Raw genomic sequence first — 18,402 nt, forward strand, 5'->3', positions numbered from 1 at the left:
CTCAGATGACATATAAATCGAGGTATTCGTTAACCGGCATCTGCTCCAGGCGGGCTCTGTCCAGGGAGACATCCAGAATGCGTTGCTGCTGGCGAGTCGGGAACTGACGCGCCAGGTTAATTTTAAATTTTTCGATAAGCTTCGGAATACCGTCGGCGCGGCGACGCGCATGACCAATCGGATACTCCACGACAACCTCGCCAAAGCGTGAGCCATCAGTAAACTCCACGGTGATCGCATTGCCGATAGCACGTTTTTCCGGGTCGTGATAGTCGGCGGTAAAAGCCGGATCCTCATAACACACGATTTTCTCGCGCAGGGCGTCAATACGCTTGTCCTGCGCCACCTCGTCTTCATAATCCGCCGCGGTTAACCGTCCGAACAGCAACGGCACGGCGACCATATACTGGATACAGTGATCGCGGTCCGCCGGGTTATTGAGCGGGCCTTTTTTATCGATAATGCGGAGACAGGCTTCGTGGGTGCGGATGGTCACTTTCTCGATATCCGCTGCCGTTTTACCCGCGGCCTGCATCTGCTCATACAGCGTCATCGCCGCTTCGACGGCGGTTTGCGAGTGGAATTCTGCCGGGAAAGAAATTTTGAATAGCACGTTTTCCATCACGTAGGAGCCGTAAGGACGCTGGAAACGGAACGTTTCACCTTTGAATGAAACGTCGTAGAAGCCCCAGGTTTTGGCGGTGAGCGCCGAGGGATAGCCCATCTCTCCGGTTTTCGCCATCAGCGCCAGACGTACCGCGCGCGAAGTCGCATCGCCCGCCGCCCAGGATTTGCGCGTACCGGTATTCGGCGCATGACGATAAGTGCGCAGCGACTGGCCGTCGACCCACGCCAACGATACCGCGTTGAGGATCTCATCGCGCGTCAGCCCCAGCATTTCAGCGACCACCGCGGTCGAGGCTACTTTGACCAGCAGCACATGATCAAGCCCGACACGGTTGAAGGCGTTTTCCAGCGCGATGCAGCCCTGAATTTCATGGGCTTTGATCATCCCGCTCAATACCTGTTTCATGGTCAGCGGCGCTTTGCCGGCGGCGACGGCGTTGCGTGACAGCCAATCCGCAATCGCCAGAATACCGCCGAGGTTATCAGAAGGATGGCCCCACTCGGCGGCAAGCCAGGTATCGTTAAAATCGAGCCAGCGGATCATCGCGCCAATGTTAAAAGCTGCCTGTACCGGATCGAGCTGGAACTGGGTGCCCGGCACGCGTGCGCCGTTGGGCACCGCCGTGCCTGGCACGATCGGCCCAAGCAATTTTTTACAGGCCGGGTATTCCAGCGCTTCCAGACCACAGCCGAGCGTGTCGAGCAGGCAATAATGCGCGGTGTCGTACGCCACCTTTGAGGTGATGTCGTAGTTCATCACGTAATCCACGATATCGACGATTTCGCGGTCAAATTCCGGGCGGATGTTCAGTTCTTGGGTAGACATAGGGTACGTTTCCTGCGTTTTATTTTTAATAAGAGTGAGTTAGCAACGATCGTCTATCGAGACAAACGGACGATCTTCCGGCCCGGTATAGTTGGCAGAGGGGCGAATAATCTTGTTGTCCTGACGCTGTTCAATAATGTGCGCCGCCCAGCCGGTAACGCGGGCGATGACAAACAGCGGGGTGAACATTTCGGTAGGGACGCCCATCATGTTGTAGGAGACCGCCGAAAACCAGTCGAGATTCGGGAACATCTTTTTGGTCTCCCACATCACCGTTTCCAGACGGTCGGCGATGTGGTACATCTTCAGCGAGCCGCCTTCTTCTGAAAGCTGTTTCGCCACCCGTTTGATCACCAGATGGCGCGGGTCGGCGATGGTGTAAACCGGATGTCCAAAACCAATCACCACCTCTTTGTTTTCCACGCGTTTACGGATATCCGCCTCTGCCTCGTCCGGCGTTTCATAACGCTGTTGAATTTCCAGCGACACCTCATTCGCCCCGCCGTGTTTCGGGCCCCGCAGCGCGCCAATCGCGCCGATAATCGCGGAGTAGACATCCGAGCCGGTCCCGGCAATCACCCGGCTGGTAAACGTCGAGGCGTTGAACTCATGCTCGGCATACAGCACCAGCGAAATATGCATCGCCTTTTCCCAGCTTTGGGTTGGCTTTTCACCATGCAGCAGATGCAGGAAATGGCCGCCGATGGAATCATCGTCGGTTTCCGGCTGAATACGTTCGCCGTTGTGGCTGTAGTGATACCAGTAAAGAAGGATAGAGCTGAGCGAGGCCAACAGCTTATCGGCAATATCGCGCGCGCCGGAGACGGTATGTCCCTCTTTTTCCGGCAGGGTGCAGCCCAGCGCGGAAACGCCGGTACGCATCACGTCCATCGGGTGCGAGGCCGCCGGTAACGCTTCCAGAACGGTACGGACATTGGCGGGTAATCCGCGCAGCGCTTTTAACTTGCTTTTATAAGCGTTCAGCTCGTCGCGGGTCGGTAATTTTCCGTGGATCAGTAAATGCGCGACTTCTTCAAATTCGCAGTGCTCCGCCAGATCGAGAATGTCGTAACCGCGATAGTGCAGATCGTTACCGCTTTTTCCCACGGTACACAGAGCGGTATTTCCGGCTGGTACGCCAGACAAGGCGACGGATTTTTTGGGCTTAATGACATGGTTATTATTTTGCAGGATCGTGGTATCGCTCATAGTGTCCTCGTCATTTTTTTAATGTGTAGGGTATTGAGGCGTGTAAGCCGGATAAACGTAGTGCCATCCGGCATTGCCTGATGGCGGCTTCGCCTTATCAGGCCTACAGGCTACGATTTTTTATTCCTGTACAGCGCGTCCAGCTTCTCTTCGAACTGGTAGTAATTGATGCTTTCGTACAGCTCGTTGCGGGTCTGCATGATGTCGATCACGTTCTTTTGCGTCCCTTCCTGGCGCAGCACGGTATAGACTTTTTCTGCGGCGCGGTTCATGGCGCGAAACGCCGACAGCGGATAGAGCGCCATCGCCACGTTTGCGCTGCGCAACTCGTCGGTCGTAAACAGCGGCGTCGCGCCAAACTCAGTGATGTTGGCGAGGATCGGCACCTGCGCCACGTCGGCGAACTGGCGGTACATCGACAGTTCGGTGATCGCCTCCGGGAACAGCATGTCAGCCCCCGCGTCCACGTAAGCCTGCGCGCGATCGAGAGCCGCCTCCAGCCCTTCCACCGCCAGCGCATCGGTACGCGCCATGATCACAAAGTTCGGATCGGTGCGCGCATCCACTGCCGCCCGAATTCTGTCTACCATCTCCTCTTTCGAGACGATCGCTTTGTTTGGACGGTGTCCACAGCGCTTAGCGCCAACCTGGTCTTCAATATGCAGCGCGGCGGCGCCCGCTTTGGCTATGGACTTTACCGTCCGCGCGACATTAAAGGCGGAGGAGCCAAAGCCAATATCCGCATCCACCAACAGCGGCAGCGGGCAAACATCCGTGATGCGACGGATATCGGTTAACACATCATCCAGCGTAGAAATCCCCAGATCCGGCAGTCCAAGCGAGCCTGCCGCTACGCCGCCGCCAGAAAGATAGATAGCCTGATACCCGGCCCGTTGGGCCAACAGAGCATGGTTAGCATTGATCGCGCCGACAATTTGTAATGGATTCTCTTTAGCGAGCGCGGCGCGAAATGCCTGCCCCGGCGAATGTAAAGACATATCTCGTCCTCATGTTAGTAAATTGTTACTCAAGATGTATTCACCAAAGCAAAGGCTATGCCAGGCAAAGAGGCAGCGAGAAAATTAAATACAATGAGATTTAAAAACAGGTGATTACAGTCATTTCTGTTATGAATAAGCGCGATTAAGGGAAAAGAAAAACGTGTCAGCTAACGTTTCATGAAACGAATCGTTCCGTTTCATTGCAACATTTATGAAACACGTTTAAAACAAAAAATCGCCCCTTAAAGATGAACCTACTGCGATGACGACTGCCCACAGCGCTCCGCGCGATAATAGCGATAAACCGGTGATCTGGACGGTCTCCGTAACGCGTCTGTTCGAACTGTTTCGGGATATCAGCCTGGAATTCGATCATCTGGCGACCATCACGCCTATTCAACTCGGCTTTGAAAAGGCGGTGACCTACATTCGCAAAAAACTGGCGACCGAGCGCTGCGACGCGATTATCGCGGCGGGTTCGAATGGAGCCTATTTAAAAAGTCGCCTGTCAATACCGGTGATCCTCATCAAGCCCAGCGGATTCGATGTATTACAGGCACTGGCGAAAGCGGGAAAGCTCACCTCGTCTATCGGTATCGTGACCTATCAGGAGACCATTCCGGCTTTACTTGCCTTTCAGAAAACGTTTCACCTCTGTCTTGAACAGCGAAGCTATGTCACCGAAGAGGACGCGCGCGGGCAAATTAACGAACTTAAGGCCAACGGTATTGAGGCTGTCGTCGGCGCGGGATTAATTACCGATCTGGCGGAAGAAGCGGGAATGACCGCCATCTTTATTTATTCCGCGGCGACCGTTCGTCAGGCTTTCCATGATGCGCTGGATATGACCCGTCTGACACGGCGACAGCGCGTGGATTACCCACCCGGCAAGGGATTACAAACCCGGTATGAACTGGGCGATATACGCGGCCAGTCGCCGCAAATGGAGCAGCTCCGCCAGACGATTACACTCTATGCCCGCTCCCGTGCGGCAGTGCTGATTCAGGGGGAAACAGGGACCGGAAAAGAGCTGGCGGCGCAAGCGATTCACCAGACGTTTTTTCACCGCCAGCCTCACCGTCAGAATAAGCCATCCCCTCCCTTTGTCGCCGTCAATTGCGGCGCGATTACCGAGTCGTTGCTGGAAGCGGAACTGTTTGGTTATGAAGAGGGCGCGTTTACCGGTTCACGACGAGGAGGCCGGGCGGGGCTGTTTGAAATCGCACACGGCGGCACGCTGTTTCTGGATGAAATCGGCGAAATGCCCTTGCCGTTACAAACCCGACTCTTGCGCGTACTGGAGGAAAAAGCCGTCACTCGCGTCGGCGGACACCAGCCGATCCCGGTGGATGTCCGGGTGATCAGCGCTACGCATTGCGATCTGGATCGGGAGATAATGCAAGGACGTTTTCGCCCCGATCTCTTTTATCGCCTGAGTATTCTGCGTCTGACGCTTCCTCCTTTGCGCGAGCGGCAGGCTGATATTTTGCCGCTGGCGGAAAACTTTTTAAAACAGTCGCTGGCGGCGATGGAAATTCCGTTTACCGAATCGATACGTCATGGATTGACACAGTGTCAGCCGCTTTTGCTGGCCTGGCGCTGGCCCGGTAATATTCGCGAACTGCGTAATATGATGGAGCGCCTGGCGCTTTTTTTAAGCGTCGATCCCGCGCCAACGCTGGACAGGCAATTTATGCGGCAGTTATTACCTGAGCTTATGGTGAACACAGCAGAGCTGACGCCTTCAACCGTGGATGCGCACGCGTTACAGGATGTACTGGCGCGCTTTAATGGCGATAAGACCGCGGCGGCGTGTTATCTGGGGATTAGCCGCACCACTCTGTGGCGTCGTTTAAAAGCAGGTGCCAAAGACCAGTAGGGTAATTAAGACAAATGACAGCGTCCTGAATGCCTGATGGCGCTACGTTTACTGCAGGTCGTCATCCGGCAAAACGGATGCCGTTTGCCAGGAATAAAAATACCCGCCGGAAACCCAGGCGGGTATTTTTATGATGCAACGCTTTTATTTCTTTTTATAAATATCAGCCGTACCATGAATTTTATTTTCTGTCTGCCCGGACGTCAGCACCACCACATCCGCCCCTTTTTCATCCGCCTTTTTGATTAAATCTTCTCTGGCATCCAGCGGCGACATTTCCCCGGTGGTGGAAATCGTGCCAATTTTCGTGTATTCGGAGGCGACTTTATCAAAGTCTGTTTTTTTCATGATTTCTGCGGCATAAACGTTTGTCACGACAAACGCTAATGCGCCAAGCATAACCTTGTAGCCAGTTTTCATAGCAAAACCCTCGTTTTATTATTACGCCATCATCGCTTTATCAGAACAAAAAGGCCGTTCGGACTGATTAAATAAGTAGTGTAGATTGCTGGAAAAATCCAGTCAGCCCCCGCTCTGTCGGCGTAACAACGCGGATTAAAACGCCCCTGCTTTGTGATCTCACTCGCAATCATCTGGTTTGACTATTAATAAGATGAACGTTATTTCTTGAGGCTATGGGAAGAGTTGCCTATGGAGCCGTTTCATGCCGTTGTGCTTACCGTCAGTCTGTTTGTGTTAACCTTTTTTAATCCCGGCGCGAATCTGTTTGTGGTGGTGCAAACCAGCCTCGCATCAGGACGCCGGGCGGGAGTCATCACCGGCCTGGGCGTCGCCACGGGAGACGCCTTTTATTCCGGGCTGGGGCTTTTCGGTCTGGCGACGCTCATTACGCAATGCGAAGCGGTATTTTCTCTTATCAAAATTGTCGGCGGCGCCTATTTATTATGGTTCGCCTGGAACAGTATTCGCCACCAGGCGACGCCGCAAATGAGCACGCTCCAGACGCCGATTGCCGCCCCGTGGACAATTTTCTTTCGCCGGGGATTAATGACCGATTTATCCAATCCGCAAACCGTACTGTTTTTTATCAGTATTTTTTCCGTAACACTTAGCGCAGAAACGCCCACATGGGCAAGGTTAATGGCCTGGGCCGGAATTGTGCTGTCATCCGTTATCTGGCGTATTTTTCTCAGCCAGGCCTTTTCGCTCCCCGCAGTCCGCCGCGCTTATGGACGAATACAGCGCATTGCCAGCCGTGTTATCGGCGCCATTATCGGGATGTTTGCGCTCAGACTTCTCTATGAAGGCGTGACGCACCGCTAATGTTTGCCCGGTAGCCTTTGCTACCGGACGATAAGCGTTATCAAAACGCCCATGAAACGCTGCCTACAATGCTACGCTCGGCACCAAAATAACAATAAGAGAGCGAATTACAGGCAGCGACATAGCGTTTGTCCGTCAGGTTATTTACGTTGAGCTGGGCGCTCAAGCCATTTAACCCAATGCTGGATAAATCATACCCTACCACCATATCGACCAGTGTATAGGACGGCAATGTGTGGGTATTCAGGCGATCGCTGGTCACGCCGTTGACGTACCGGATGCCGGAGCCCAAAGTCAGCCCCTCTAACAGACCGCTTTTCACATCGTAGCTTAGCCAGGCGCTGGCCTGGTTCCGTGGAGCATAAACCGCGCGCTTACCCTGCTCTTGCGGGCTACTTTTCTTATAACGGATATCAGTATAGGTATACGCCGCCTGCAAACGGACGCTATCCGACAAATGGCTAATGGCCTCCAGTTCCACCCCTTTAGACTCAATTTCACCAATCGAGCGGTACGGATCGGTAGGTTCTTCTTTGGTCGCGATATTGGTCTGGTTAATACGATACACGGCGGCGCTAAACTGGCTGTTCCCCCCCAGCGGTTCGTATTTTACCCCCGCCTCCCACTGCTTGCCTTTCATCGGTTCCAGCACATTGCCGTTTTCGTCGGCGAAGCTGGTCGGCGTAAACGCGGTAGAATAACTGAGATAGGGGGCGACGCCATTGTCGAACAGATAAAGCAACGCAGCACGGGTGCTGACGTTGTTTTTATCGAGATCGCTGCGTGAATCATGAAGTTTGTCGATGTTAGACACGCTGACCCGATCGTAACGACCGCCCAACGTAAAGCGCCAGCGATCCCATGACATCTGATCCTGTAAATAGTATCCGGTCTGCCGCAGCTTATGTTTTTCACGGCTATACAACGTAATGTAATCCGGCTGAGCGCCATAAACAGGGTTGAAAGCGTCAATCGGCGGAAACGCGCCATAATAGCCAGTAGTATGGTTACTGCGATCCTGATAATCGATCCCCACCAGCAGACGATGATTAATCGCCCCGGTATCCACGCTGCCGTCGAGCTGATTATCCAGCGCGATAGCCGACATTTTCTCCCCGGAGCCGGAATAGCCGCGATTCAGCGCCGTTTCATTCAACCAACCTGCGGCATAGACCTGATTCAACGTCACTTTGGTATGCAAATAGCGCAATTTTTGCCGTACCGACCAGCCGTTATCGAACAGATGCTCAATGTTATAACCCACCATATTTTCACGGCGATCGTATTTGTCGTAGTCATCTTCACCTTCAAAGAAAGTGTTAGAAATTTTTCCGCCGTTATAAGGTACAACCGTGCCTTGATAAGGCAGTCCGGAGTGGCTACCGCCTTCCGGATCACGGTGCAGATAGGCCATAAGATCAAGACGCGTCCGATCGGTAATTCGCCAGGTCAGGCTCGGCATCAGCGCATAACGTTCCTCTTTCAAGGGGGTAAACTGCGAATCGGCGTAACGTGTCATGCCGCTAAGACGCGCCGCCACACGTTCATTGTCATCCAGTGGGCCGGTCACATCAAAAGCCGCCCCGCGCTGGTTGTGATTGCCGGCAAACAGCTTCACCTCTCCCCCGGCATCAAACGCCGGTTTTCGCGACGTCAGCGCGACAATGCCGCCTGGCGATGAACGTCCATACAGAACGGACGCCGGGCCGCGTACCACCTCGATATCTTCCAGAAACCAGGGGTCAACCACCAACGAACTGTGCGAATTGGTGTCGCCCATCATTTTTAACCCGTCGAGATAGACGTTATCCAGACTACCGTCCGAAAAACCACGCAATACGATGTAATCAAAGCGGTTAGACGCGCCTATCTGATTACTGTATACGCCTGGGGTGTAGCTGACCGCCTGACGCACGCTGGTTGCGCCCTGCTCTTCAAACTGCTGGCGGGTAATAATGGATACCGACTGCGGCGTTTCAATATCTGGCGTCGCCAGCTTGGTCGCGCCACTCTGAACGGGCGAGGTGACAATGACGGTATCATTTTTTGTGGTTTCCTGGGCAAAAAGAGGAAAAGTCGCGCCGCCGATAGCTCCGCCTATCAATAGCGCCATACGCGTTGTCGCAAACATGAACATCTCCAAAGGCATCTTTATTGTAAATAAGAATTATTACCTTTTAGAGATGACGGACCACTATGCGTAACGCCAGATTGCCTATGCGCAATGATAAAAAATCACCCAAAGCGGCAGAAAACCGGGTTAGCGGCGGATATTACCGCTCTGGCGGAGCGCGTTACGCACAGTGTCGGGACGCCGTCAGAGACGCGTCACGCAGCTCGCCGGGCGAGCAGCCATAACGCCGACGAAATGCCGTCGCAAAGTTTGTGGCATGTTGATAGCCTGACATCCAGGCGGCCTGCTGCACGCTGTATCCCTCCATCAGATAACGACGCGCGCGCGCCAGGCGGCAATCGCGCAGATAATCAAACACGGTACACCCATAGGCATGGCGAAACTTGCACCGTAGGCTACTTGGACTCATTGCCGCCCGATGCGCCAGTTCGTTCAGCGTGTAGGCTTTTTCCGGCGTCTGCTCCAGTAAACGCCGAATGAGCTCCAGCCGCTGGTATTCACCGGTGACGGGAAGCCCGCGTTTTTGCGTTGCGGGCTGACATAGATTTAGCGCATAGCCCAGCAATTGCAGCATGATGCCTTCCAGCATTAACTGGCGTGACGCCGCATGAGGTCCGGGCTGCTGCGCATAACGTAGCCCTGAAAGCAGAAACTCCGGCACCTGCCAGACCCTCGCCGAGGCCGCGCTACGTTCCCACTCGTCTGCCAGCGAGACAGGCAAACGCTCCCGCCATCCGCCGTCCGGGTACATTCCCAGCGATAAGGTGCGCAATTTACTGTCTGCGCCGTGATGGGCGCGTATCGTCTGCTGCTCACTCAGTTGCGAGCAAAACGCCATCCCCGCGCTCAACAAAAAGGTCTGCTCATTGACAGCCAGCGCGACGTTACCTTCCAGCACCACCAGCATATACAGCGGACTGCTATGGCGAGAGGTGGTTTCATAAGGTTGTAACACGTGAACATCCGAGCGTGTAATGCAAATCCCGCCGGGAAGCGCTATCTCTTCGATATCGCCATGAAGTACGGGACTACTCTGCGTATACTGCGGTAACGCAGGGAAGCGGTAATCAATGCCATAACGCTCGCCAAACGCGATGAAGTCGCTGACGGAAAAGATCTTTTTCATCGCCGGGGCGACGGAAGAGTGACAGGAGATCGGAGACATTATCAATACCGTTTATCTGCGTTATACCAGAGCGTTAGCCACTGTGTAACCATATCACTGCGGCCCGGGAACGACAATAAAGATGAGAATAATTATCAACCGCCATTGAGGGGAGAGATAAGGCGAGCAAAGGTGATCGATAAACGCCGATCTGTCGATAAAAACGCGCTTTCGCCAGCGACGAAAGCGCGTCCGGGGGGTATCAGTCAGGAGCGAAATCCTGCGGAGGTCATGAGCAGTCTGAACAACATTCCGACGCCCGCCAGCAGAAGCACGCTGGCGCACCATATCGCGACCATCCATACGACTCGCCGCGACCATTTTTTCACTTTAACCATCAGTGATATCCCTCACCATGTCGCACTTTTCCACGGAAGACGTAGTAGCTCCAGAAGGTATAAGCCAGAATAATCGGGATGATTATCAGCGCCCCAACCAGCATAAAGCTTTGACTTTGCGGCGGCGCGGCGGCGGCATACAGCGAAATATCCGGTGGAATAATATTCGGCCAAATACTGATGCCTAACCCGCTGAACCCCAGAAAAATCAACCCTAGCGTGAGAATAAATGGACGCGCATGGGATTCTGGTTTTTTCACGCTGCGCCATAGCCAGATGCTAAAAGCCAGCACCAGCACAGGCACCGGCAGGAAGTAGTATAAATTGGGCAGCGTGAACCAGCGCTCGGCGATGTCGTCGTGGGTGAGCGGCGTCCACACGCTGACGCCTCCCATCACCAGCAACAAGACGATCAACAACGGGCGCGACAGCGCGCACATCCGGCTATGCAGTGGATCTTCGCTTTTCATAATCAGCCAGGTAGCGCCCAGCAGCGCATAGGTGACGACCAGACCGACGCCGCAGAACAGGTTAAACGGTGTCAGCCAGTCAAGCTGCGAACCGCTAAAGGTTCGCCCTTCCACCTGAAAACCGCTCACCACCGCCCCCACCACAACCCCCTGGGCAAAGGTCGCCAGGATTGACCCGACGATAAAGGATTTATCCCAGAACGCGCGATGCGACTCGGTGGCTTTAAAACGGAATTCAAAAGCGACGCCGCGAAAGATAAGACCAAGCAGCATAACCACCAGCGGGATAGTCAGCGCGTCGGTGATGACGGCATAAGCCAACGGGAACGCGCCAAAAAGCCCGGCGCCGCCCAGCACCAGCCAGGTTTCGTTCCCGTCCCATACCGGCGCGACCGAGTTCACCATAACATCGCGATCGTGTTTATCGCGAATAAACGGAAACAGGATACCGACGCCCAGATCGAACCCATCCATTACGATATACATCAGCGTGGCGAACACGATAATAGCAAACCAGATAACCGGAAGATCGATGGTCATTCGCGTTTCTCCTGCTCAAGCGATTCTCCCACGGCAGAGATAGGACGCGCTGGTCTGCCATCGGTTTCAGCGGTCGGTGTCTCCGCCGGCTGCGGCCCTTTCTGGATAAGGCGAATCATATAAATATAGCCAACCCCAAAGACCAGGGAATAGACCACAAAGAAGGCCAGCAAACTGATGCTCATCTGCAAGGTGCTGTGCGCGGAAACCGCATCACGCGTTCGCAGCAGGCCATAGACCACCCACGGCTGACGTCCTACTTCAGTCGTCACCCATCCGGCAAGGATGGCGATAAGCCCGGACGGCCCCATCCACAGCGCAAAGTGCATAAAGGGCCGCGAATGATACAGTCGGCGTCGGTAGCGTAGCCACAGGCTGGCCAGCCCCAGGAAGATCATCAGTACACCCATGCCCACCATCAGACGGAAAGACCAGAACACCACGGTAGAGTTGGGGCGATCCTCTTTGGGATAATCTTTTAGCGCAGGCACCTGTTTGTCCAGGCTATGCGTCAGGATCAGACTGCCCAACGCCGGGATCTCAAGCGCATAGCGGGTCCGTTCCGCCTCCATATCCGGCCAGCCTACCAGCGTAAGCGGCGTTGGCTCGCCGGGCGTATTTTCCCAGTGCCCCTCAATCGCGGCGATTTTGACCGGCTGATGCTTCAGGGTATTAAGGCCGTGCATATCGCCAATCAATGCCTGAACGGGCGCCACCACGACCGCCATCCATAACGCCATCGAGAACATACGGCGGATAGCCGGCGTATCGTTACCTTTCAGTAAATGCCAGGCAGCGGACGCGCCGACAAACATCGCGCTACTTAAAAACGCCGCAACGGACATATGCAACAGGCGATACGGGAACGACGGGTTGAAAATCACCGCGAACCAGTCCACCGGGACCACCTGACCGTTGTGAATTTCAAATCCCTGCGGGGTATGCATCCAGCTGTTAGACGCCAGAATCCAGAACGTCGACATTAACGTGCCCAACGCCACCATACAGGTAGACAAGAAATGCAGGCCCGGCCCGACTTTGTTCCAGCCAAAAAGCATCACGCCTAAGAATCCCGCTTCCAGGAAGAATGCGGTGAGCACTTCATAGGTTAATAAAGGCCCGGTGATACTGCCGGCGAACTGGGAGAAACCGCTCCAGTTCGTTCCGAACTGGTAAGCCATGACCAGACCGGAGACCACGCCCATCCCGAAGTTGACGGCAAAAATTTTGAGCCAGAACTGATAGAGCGAGCGCCAGACAGGATTACGCGTTTTTAGCCATAAACCCTCCAGTACCACCAGGTAACTGGCTAAGCCAATCGTAATCGCGGGGAAAATAATATGAAAAGAGACGGTAAAGGCAAACTGGAGTCTCGCTAAAAAGAATGCATCAAACTCCATATTCCCTCCCGTTTATATATAGTCACTTCGTGTAAAATATTCACTGTTCGCAACCAGGTTGAAACGAAACGGTTATTTTCCCCAAACGTAAAAACGTCGGGGAATATCCAGATAAATTACGATTTTTTTTGCGGCTGGCTGTCAGGCTTATCGCCCGACTCTGGCGCTTCGGAGGGGTCGTCTTTTTCGACAGCGAAACGGTAGTATCTATTTAGCATAACATGTCTCCCTTAGTTACATTCAATTGGCAATATCTACCTGGCCGTTATAAAAATAACGGCAAAACAAAAAAACAGCGTCCTCAAGACTATTTGCAATTTCAGCAAAATACGCTTAGCTGAAAGTTAAGAATAGACGTAAAACGATAACCTTCAAGTCAACGCGGTTTACGGGACGGGGGATTAGCACAGGGAGAATGACCGCAACGCTCGCTGCGCGGCGGCCATTTTATATGGTCTATCAAAAAGATAACCGTTAAGGTCCATTCAAACCCGTTAGTTTACCTTCCCCTCAATCAAGCCATTGATCGTAGAAAATACCGCTGGCGCGCTGGTCGCTTCCGCAAACTCGACATTGATATTTTGCCGACGCAGCATATCGAAGAATTTACGTTGCGCATCAAGAATAACCTGATCGCCTACGCGCATATTTTCTGCTTTAGTTTCAACCAGTAAATAAACGCTGTCGGCGTCCTGACGCTCAATACGGTACACAAAATCCGGCGTAGTAGAGCCCCCCGTATATTTGGGGATCTGAATGGCCCGCTTAGGCAGTTTGCCAAACACAGAAACCTGTTGCGGATAATCGTATTTTAATAGCGGCAATTCTGGATCGACGCTGTCATAACGCAACGGCGGTATTTGATAGAGAGAACGGGGATCGTCTATCGCATTCTCATCCACATTTTTCCCCACAATTTCAGCGCTAATCTCCTCTCTGAACTGCCGTGCCGTGGAATCAAATACCGACGTTGAAGCCTGAAAATCGAGAGGCAGATAATCGTGGCGCTGCGCAAAATGCGCATTAATCCGTGTCTGTAACGCGCGGGTCATATTGTCCAACGAGATCTCGCTTAAATAGCGTGAATCTCCGTGTAAAACATCACGCAGCATCGCCATTAACACCGGGTGCAGGACGTTAACCGGCAGACTGGTGCGTAACGCCAGTTGCTTAAGAAAATGGCCATATTTCATGCCCGCCATAAATTCGCTGGCGGCTAATTCGCCTTCCCGCTGCGCCACTTCAAAACGGCCATTATCTTCATTCGATACCAGCCGTTGTTGCACCTGGCTTGGCTTCTGGCGTATATACAGCGCCGGATCGCGCAGCACCTCGGCGGCAATCTGTTCCAAAGAAGCGCCGCTACGCTCGAATTGCAGCATATAACGGCGGGAAAACTGCTCCCAGATACTGCTAAGTTGTTCCCAATTCTCTTTGCGTAACCTGACTCGCAGTCGGGAGGCGGGCTTATTGTCACGAATGCGATCCGCTCGCACCCGCGCCTGCGTCAGCTCAGGATAGAACTCCAGTAGCCACGCAAAACCACTTTTAGTTTCCCCGTTAAGCGTTACGCTGGGTTTAAACTCATTACTCCGGTTGATCAGTTTTTTATCATCCAGATCTTCCAGCAAACGAAGCTCCGTAAACGCAGGATCGACTTTTTGTCGCTCGGTGACGATGAGTGTGATCATCGCCTCATCCAGTTTCTGCTCGTTAAGCTGAACTTTGCTGTCGCGATTAATCTCATCAACCAGCATACTGGCAAACGCTTTTTCATCATAACCAATCAGAAACGACAGCCGGGACGGCCACTCTTCCTGATGAACGCGATGGCCGTTTTCATCTACCGGTAGCCGCAGGCCGCGCCCCACTTCCTGAATTTTGCTCGACTCGCTACCGGAAGAACGTAATTTAGCAATGACAAAAACATTCGGGTTATCCCAGCCTTCGCGAAGCGTCCATTTTGAAAACAGAAAGCGGCGCGTTTCCCAGTTGCCGTGATGGTCTGAAAAACTGAGCAACTTCTCTTTATTTTTCAGAATATCATCTACCTCAGCCTGGATCGCCTCATCGCCGCTTCCGCGGTCTTCGCCAAAGTAACCAGCGTGGACGTTTTGGTTATCCGAGTGCAGGCTGGCGAGCGTGGCCTGCAGAAACGACAGATACTCCACTTCTCGCGGCAGGGTCTTGCGCTGATAATCGTCAATCAGTTGCGTCAGTTTCTTTTTCAGCAAACGCTCAAAAGTGACTTTCAACCAGCCTTCGTCATCACGATAGCTTTTAATACTATCAATAAAGAAAAGGCTTAAGGTCTTAATACGCGGGGCATTATTTTCTGGCTCATTGCTGCGTAAGAAATTTGCCTGCTCGGTATCAAAATGCTTATCAATGGCGTCCTGAATAATCAGTTCCTGGTAGCTCGCGCCAAAGGTTCCTGGCACCAGCGCCATCCCTGCCTCCAACTCCAGATCGTTCGACAACATTTTACTGCCGGCATATTCGATACTGCCTTCAAATCCTGCATCGACATCGGCGAGATTTTCGCCCACGCCAACCTCGGCAATTTTGCTCCCCCGTCGGAGGATTAATTTCTTTGCCGTGACGCTGTCAACGATATAACGATTGTTGGCCTGTTCTTCGGGGAGATTCGGGTAATAAATATCAATACCTTTCACCAAACCATCGTTAAAACTGTCCACCGCGTTGAGATCAAACTGCGGTTGCCGGCGATAGTAATCTTTACGTACACATTTATTTTTACCCTTACCTTCGACAATATCCGGGAAGGTAGCGCCAAAGCGGACGATCATTTGCGGCTGAATGGCCTGAATCGCTCGATAAAATTTGTTATCTCGCGCAAAACGATGCGGTTCATCAATAATGACCACCGGTCGCGTCATTTGCAGCCCTTTAACAGGCGACGTCAGCCCACCCAGGAGCGTTTGATCGTAATCGTCTCGCGTCATACTGGCGGAATTGAGCATTTGCGCATTGATCAGCAAAACCTGAATCGTATGGCTATCACGACGGCTGGCATCGGTAAAACTTAATAGCTGGGCCGGAAAATTTTTACGCCCCGACTTTACTTTAAAATCACCGGCGTTAATGGTGCAAAGTTCCATCCGCGTATTTTCGTAGAACTGTGAAAAATGCTGTCTGGCGTAATCGCTGGTAATAAAGTTCCGCGCGCCTTCTTTAATGGCTGGCGTCGGCACCACCAGCACAAATTTGAAGAGCCCGTAGTTCTGATGCAGTTCATACATCAACCGGGTATAGACATAGGTTTTGCCCGTCCCGGTCTCCATTTTAACGTCAATATTGGCCTTATCGTCGTAACGTTCCTTAATCAGCGGATTAGCATAGTGATTATGATCGGCCTGCGCGTGATCGATACCGGTGAAACTCGCCAGAATCGCCGCTAACGCCTGTTCCTGATGGGGAAGTTCTTCCAGTAAAATATTCATCATCATCCCCTCTTAATAACGCTTCACCAGGTTCACTTTTTGATCAAGCTGTTTTAAGCCGATTTCCAGTTCACGAATGGATTCAAGGTCGAAAGAGTAGCCGTAAATGACAATGGTCTGAACCGGAAGCTGGTGCGTACCAATGTGGTTGAGAAGATCGCGGGTCTGCTCGGTTCCCCATCGTTCATCAATCAGATACAGGCGCGTATTATCAACATACCTGGCGCAATAGCCGGAAAAATCAATGGTCTGTACGTCAATATCCATTTTGTAACCATCGGCGACCAGCCATGTCGTTAATAAGGTCTCTTCGCCGCTTGCGCCGCCCGGCACGCCCAATCCTCTGGCGGAAAAAGGATTGATCATGTCGGTAAATCCTGACTCGGTGAAAGCGGCCAGTTGACCGCTGGTATTGATAAAATGGCCGGTAGCAATATCGAAGCTATCCAGATCGTCCAGCGTCTGCTGTGTCGGAGTGGCAAAACGATAATGTTTAAAACCGAGGTCGCTATTGGTGGTGGGATTGTTGGCGCGGATCTTCGCCGCAACGCGTGTAATTCGCTCGCGACTGATTTCATCAATAGTGTTATAACCTGCTTTTTTCGCGATAGTGTTATTGCTTAATGCCTGATCGATAGTACACAGAATAAACGTGCGCTGCCCCCCATCTTCTTCATTCAGCGCCATTACCGCATGGGCCGTAGTGCCGGAACCGGCAAAAAAGTCCAGAACGACGCCGTCTTTATCGATGGCGAGCTTGATAATTTTCTTCAATAATGCGGTCGGTTTCGGCGTATCAAAAACGTTGTCGCCGAAGAGATCCAGAATCTCCTTTTTCCCCTCTTTATTCGACGCGACGTTATCCCAGTAATTGGTCGTTGGCTGCCCTTTACTGTGGTGCGCGTACATGACTCGCTGGGGAATACCGCCGTTATCTTTGCCAAAATAGACCAGATTATCGGCCACCAGTTTTTGGTAACTGGCTTCAGGATAAGCCCATAGTCTTTCGTGTACCGTACCGTTCGGCGTGGTAATTTTATAGGTATAGCCGCCGCCGCTCAGCCCTTTTGACACCGTTAACGGCACCGGACGCCATTTCCCTTCTGGAAACTGTTCGGTCGGTTCTTTATAGGATTTCTGAATATACTCTTTAGAAAGCGGTTCTAAACGTAAAGCGCCCTGACCGGTTTTGGCGTAAACAAGAATGTATTCCCCCTGGATGGAAACGTTATCAGAGTCGTTAGAAATCTCTTTTTTGCGCTTCCACATCACATTGGTGACAAATCCGCCTTCGCCAAAAATCTCATCCATCATTAATTTAAGATTGGCGTACTCATTATCGTCGATAGAGATAAAAATAAACCCGGTATCTTTCAGGAGCTTCCTGGCCAGGAAAAGACGCGGATACATGAAAGATAACCACGCGGAGTGCGTCGATTTACCCTGAATGGATTTTAAACGTGCCAGTTCAGTATCATTAAGACCAAACATATCCTGCAACGCCCGATCGCTATATTCAAAATGATCGGGATAGACAAACCCGTCCGACCCGGTGTTATAAGGGGGATCGATATAGATCATATCGACGGTATCGGCGTAATTATTTTGCAGATGGCGTAACACATCCAGATTATCTCCGGTCAGAAAAAGATTATGGCTGTTTTTATTTTCTGCCAGAGTATTGTGTTCCACGTCAGGAACGATAACGGTAACGGATTTTTCACCCGCCTGTTTTTTTGCGTAATCTTTGCCAATAAAATCAATCTGATAACCGCTAGTCAGCTCATCAATATTACGCGCTTTCAACGCGCGCTCAAATTTGGCGAGATCAAATCCGCCTTTCGCGATCAGTTCGCCCTGCTCGTTATAGCGATCGGCGGTAAAAAATTCCGGTAATGCACGTTGTAACTCAGACAGAAAGGCGCTATTCGGGGCAACAGACTCGTTGTGTTTTTGGTTATCTTTCAACATGATATCTTCGCTCCGTTGACAATTTTAAGGTCCAACAATCAATTTCTTATAAAGAAAAAAGTAAGCGATGATTGTAATGGTCACGAAAGGCAGA

13 protein-coding genes and 2 pseudogenes are annotated in these 18,402 nt (G+C 52.2%); 2 read left to right on the forward strand and 13 right to left on the reverse strand.

From position 1 onward, the window contains the following. Position 1 precedes the first annotated feature (1 nt). The 3 genes from LCS67_RS16775 to prpB form a co-directional block, all read right to left on the reverse strand. Positions 2-1,453 (reverse strand): bifunctional 2-methylcitrate dehydratase/aconitate hydratase, encoded by a 1,452-nt coding sequence (locus LCS67_RS16775; protein ID WP_000107074.1) that lies wholly within the window; start codon positions 1,451-1,453, stop codon positions 2-4. Between the two features lie 39 nt (positions 1,454-1,492). Next, on the reverse strand, positions 1,493-2,662 hold the full coding sequence (gene prpC, locus LCS67_RS16780; RefSeq protein WP_001285877.1) for a 2-methylcitrate synthase: 1,170 nt from the start codon (positions 2,660-2,662) through the stop codon (positions 1,493-1,495). Between the two features lie 110 nt (positions 2,663-2,772). Further along, on the reverse strand, positions 2,773-3,660 hold the full coding sequence (gene prpB, locus LCS67_RS16785) for a methylisocitrate lyase (RefSeq protein ID WP_000052223.1): 888 nt from the start codon (positions 3,658-3,660) through the stop codon (positions 2,773-2,775). Positions 3,661-3,925: 265 nt separating this feature from the next. Between prpB and prpR the strand changes: the two genes are divergently transcribed. Next, the gene (gene prpR, locus LCS67_RS16790; RefSeq protein WP_000205265.1) at positions 3,926-5,542 is read left to right on the forward strand and encodes a propionate catabolism operon regulatory protein PrpR; all 1,617 of its coding nucleotides are present in this window, start codon (positions 3,926-3,928) and stop codon (positions 5,540-5,542) included. Between the two features lie 144 nt (positions 5,543-5,686). Here the strand turns inward: prpR and yahO are convergent, their stop codons facing one another. Continuing rightward, positions 5,687-5,962 carry a DUF1471 family periplasmic protein YahO gene (gene yahO, locus LCS67_RS16795; RefSeq protein ID WP_000848026.1) on the reverse strand — a complete coding sequence of 92 codons (276 nt, stop codon included), beginning with the start codon at positions 5,960-5,962 and terminating at the stop codon, positions 5,687-5,689. Between the two features lie 231 nt (positions 5,963-6,193). Here yahO and LCS67_RS16800 point away from each other — a divergent pair, with 231 nt between their 5' ends. Beyond that, positions 6,194-6,826 (forward strand): LysE family transporter, encoded by a 633-nt coding sequence (locus LCS67_RS16800; protein ID WP_000433131.1) that lies wholly within the window; start codon positions 6,194-6,196, stop codon positions 6,824-6,826. Positions 6,827-6,866: 40 nt separating this feature from the next. Here the strand turns inward: LCS67_RS16800 and foxA are convergent, their stop codons facing one another. The 9 genes and pseudogenes from foxA to LCS67_RS16840 form a co-directional block, all read right to left on the reverse strand. Continuing rightward, positions 6,867-8,975, reverse strand: a complete 2,109-nt coding sequence (foxA, locus tag LCS67_RS16805) for a ferrioxamine B receptor FoxA (RefSeq protein ID WP_001127717.1) — start codon at positions 8,973-8,975, stop codon at positions 6,867-6,869. Between the two features lie 145 nt (positions 8,976-9,120). Beyond that, on the reverse strand, positions 9,121-10,125 hold the full coding sequence (gene foxR, locus LCS67_RS16810; RefSeq protein WP_000074611.1) for a ferrioxamine uptake transcriptional regulator FoxR: 1,005 nt from the start codon (positions 10,123-10,125) through the stop codon (positions 9,121-9,123). Between the two features lie 95 nt (positions 10,126-10,220). After that, positions 10,221-10,413: pseudogene (locus tag LCS67_RS22750) on the reverse strand (hypothetical protein). Beyond that, a pseudogene (locus LCS67_RS22850) lies at positions 10,392-10,463 on the reverse strand (DUF2474 family protein); the annotation flags it as partial. The pseudogenes LCS67_RS22850 and LCS67_RS22750, both read right to left, overlap by 22 nt. Then, complete coding sequence (gene cydB, locus LCS67_RS16820; protein WP_000151045.1) at positions 10,463-11,473, reverse strand: cytochrome d ubiquinol oxidase subunit II; 1,011 nt, start codon at positions 11,471-11,473, stop codon at positions 10,463-10,465. The pseudogene LCS67_RS22850 and the gene cydB, both read right to left, overlap by 1 nt. Then, positions 11,470-12,873 (reverse strand): cytochrome ubiquinol oxidase subunit I, encoded by a 1,404-nt coding sequence (locus LCS67_RS16825; RefSeq protein WP_000393711.1) that lies wholly within the window; start codon positions 12,871-12,873, stop codon positions 11,470-11,472. The genes cydB and LCS67_RS16825 overlap by 4 nt, the downstream gene beginning before the upstream one ends. Positions 12,874-12,989: 116 nt before the next feature. Then, positions 12,990-13,091: a small effector SsaA gene (ssaA, locus tag LCS67_RS16830; protein ID WP_000934834.1), complete on the reverse strand. Its 102-nt coding sequence runs from the start codon at positions 13,089-13,091 to the stop codon at positions 12,990-12,992. A 276-nt stretch (positions 13,092-13,367) separates the two neighbouring features. Next, complete coding sequence (locus LCS67_RS16835) at positions 13,368-16,340, reverse strand: type III restriction-modification system endonuclease (RefSeq protein WP_077916001.1); 2,973 nt, start codon at positions 16,338-16,340, stop codon at positions 13,368-13,370. A gap of 9 nt (positions 16,341-16,349) precedes the next feature. Further along, complete coding sequence (locus tag LCS67_RS16840) at positions 16,350-18,308, reverse strand: site-specific DNA-methyltransferase (protein ID WP_000910364.1); 1,959 nt, start codon at positions 18,306-18,308, stop codon at positions 16,350-16,352. Positions 18,309-18,402: the final 94 nt, after the last annotated feature.

The sequence above is a fragment of the Salmonella sp. A7 genome (genome assembly GCF_020181675.1).
GTDB lineage: Bacteria > Pseudomonadota > Gammaproteobacteria > Enterobacterales > Enterobacteriaceae > Salmonella > Salmonella enterica.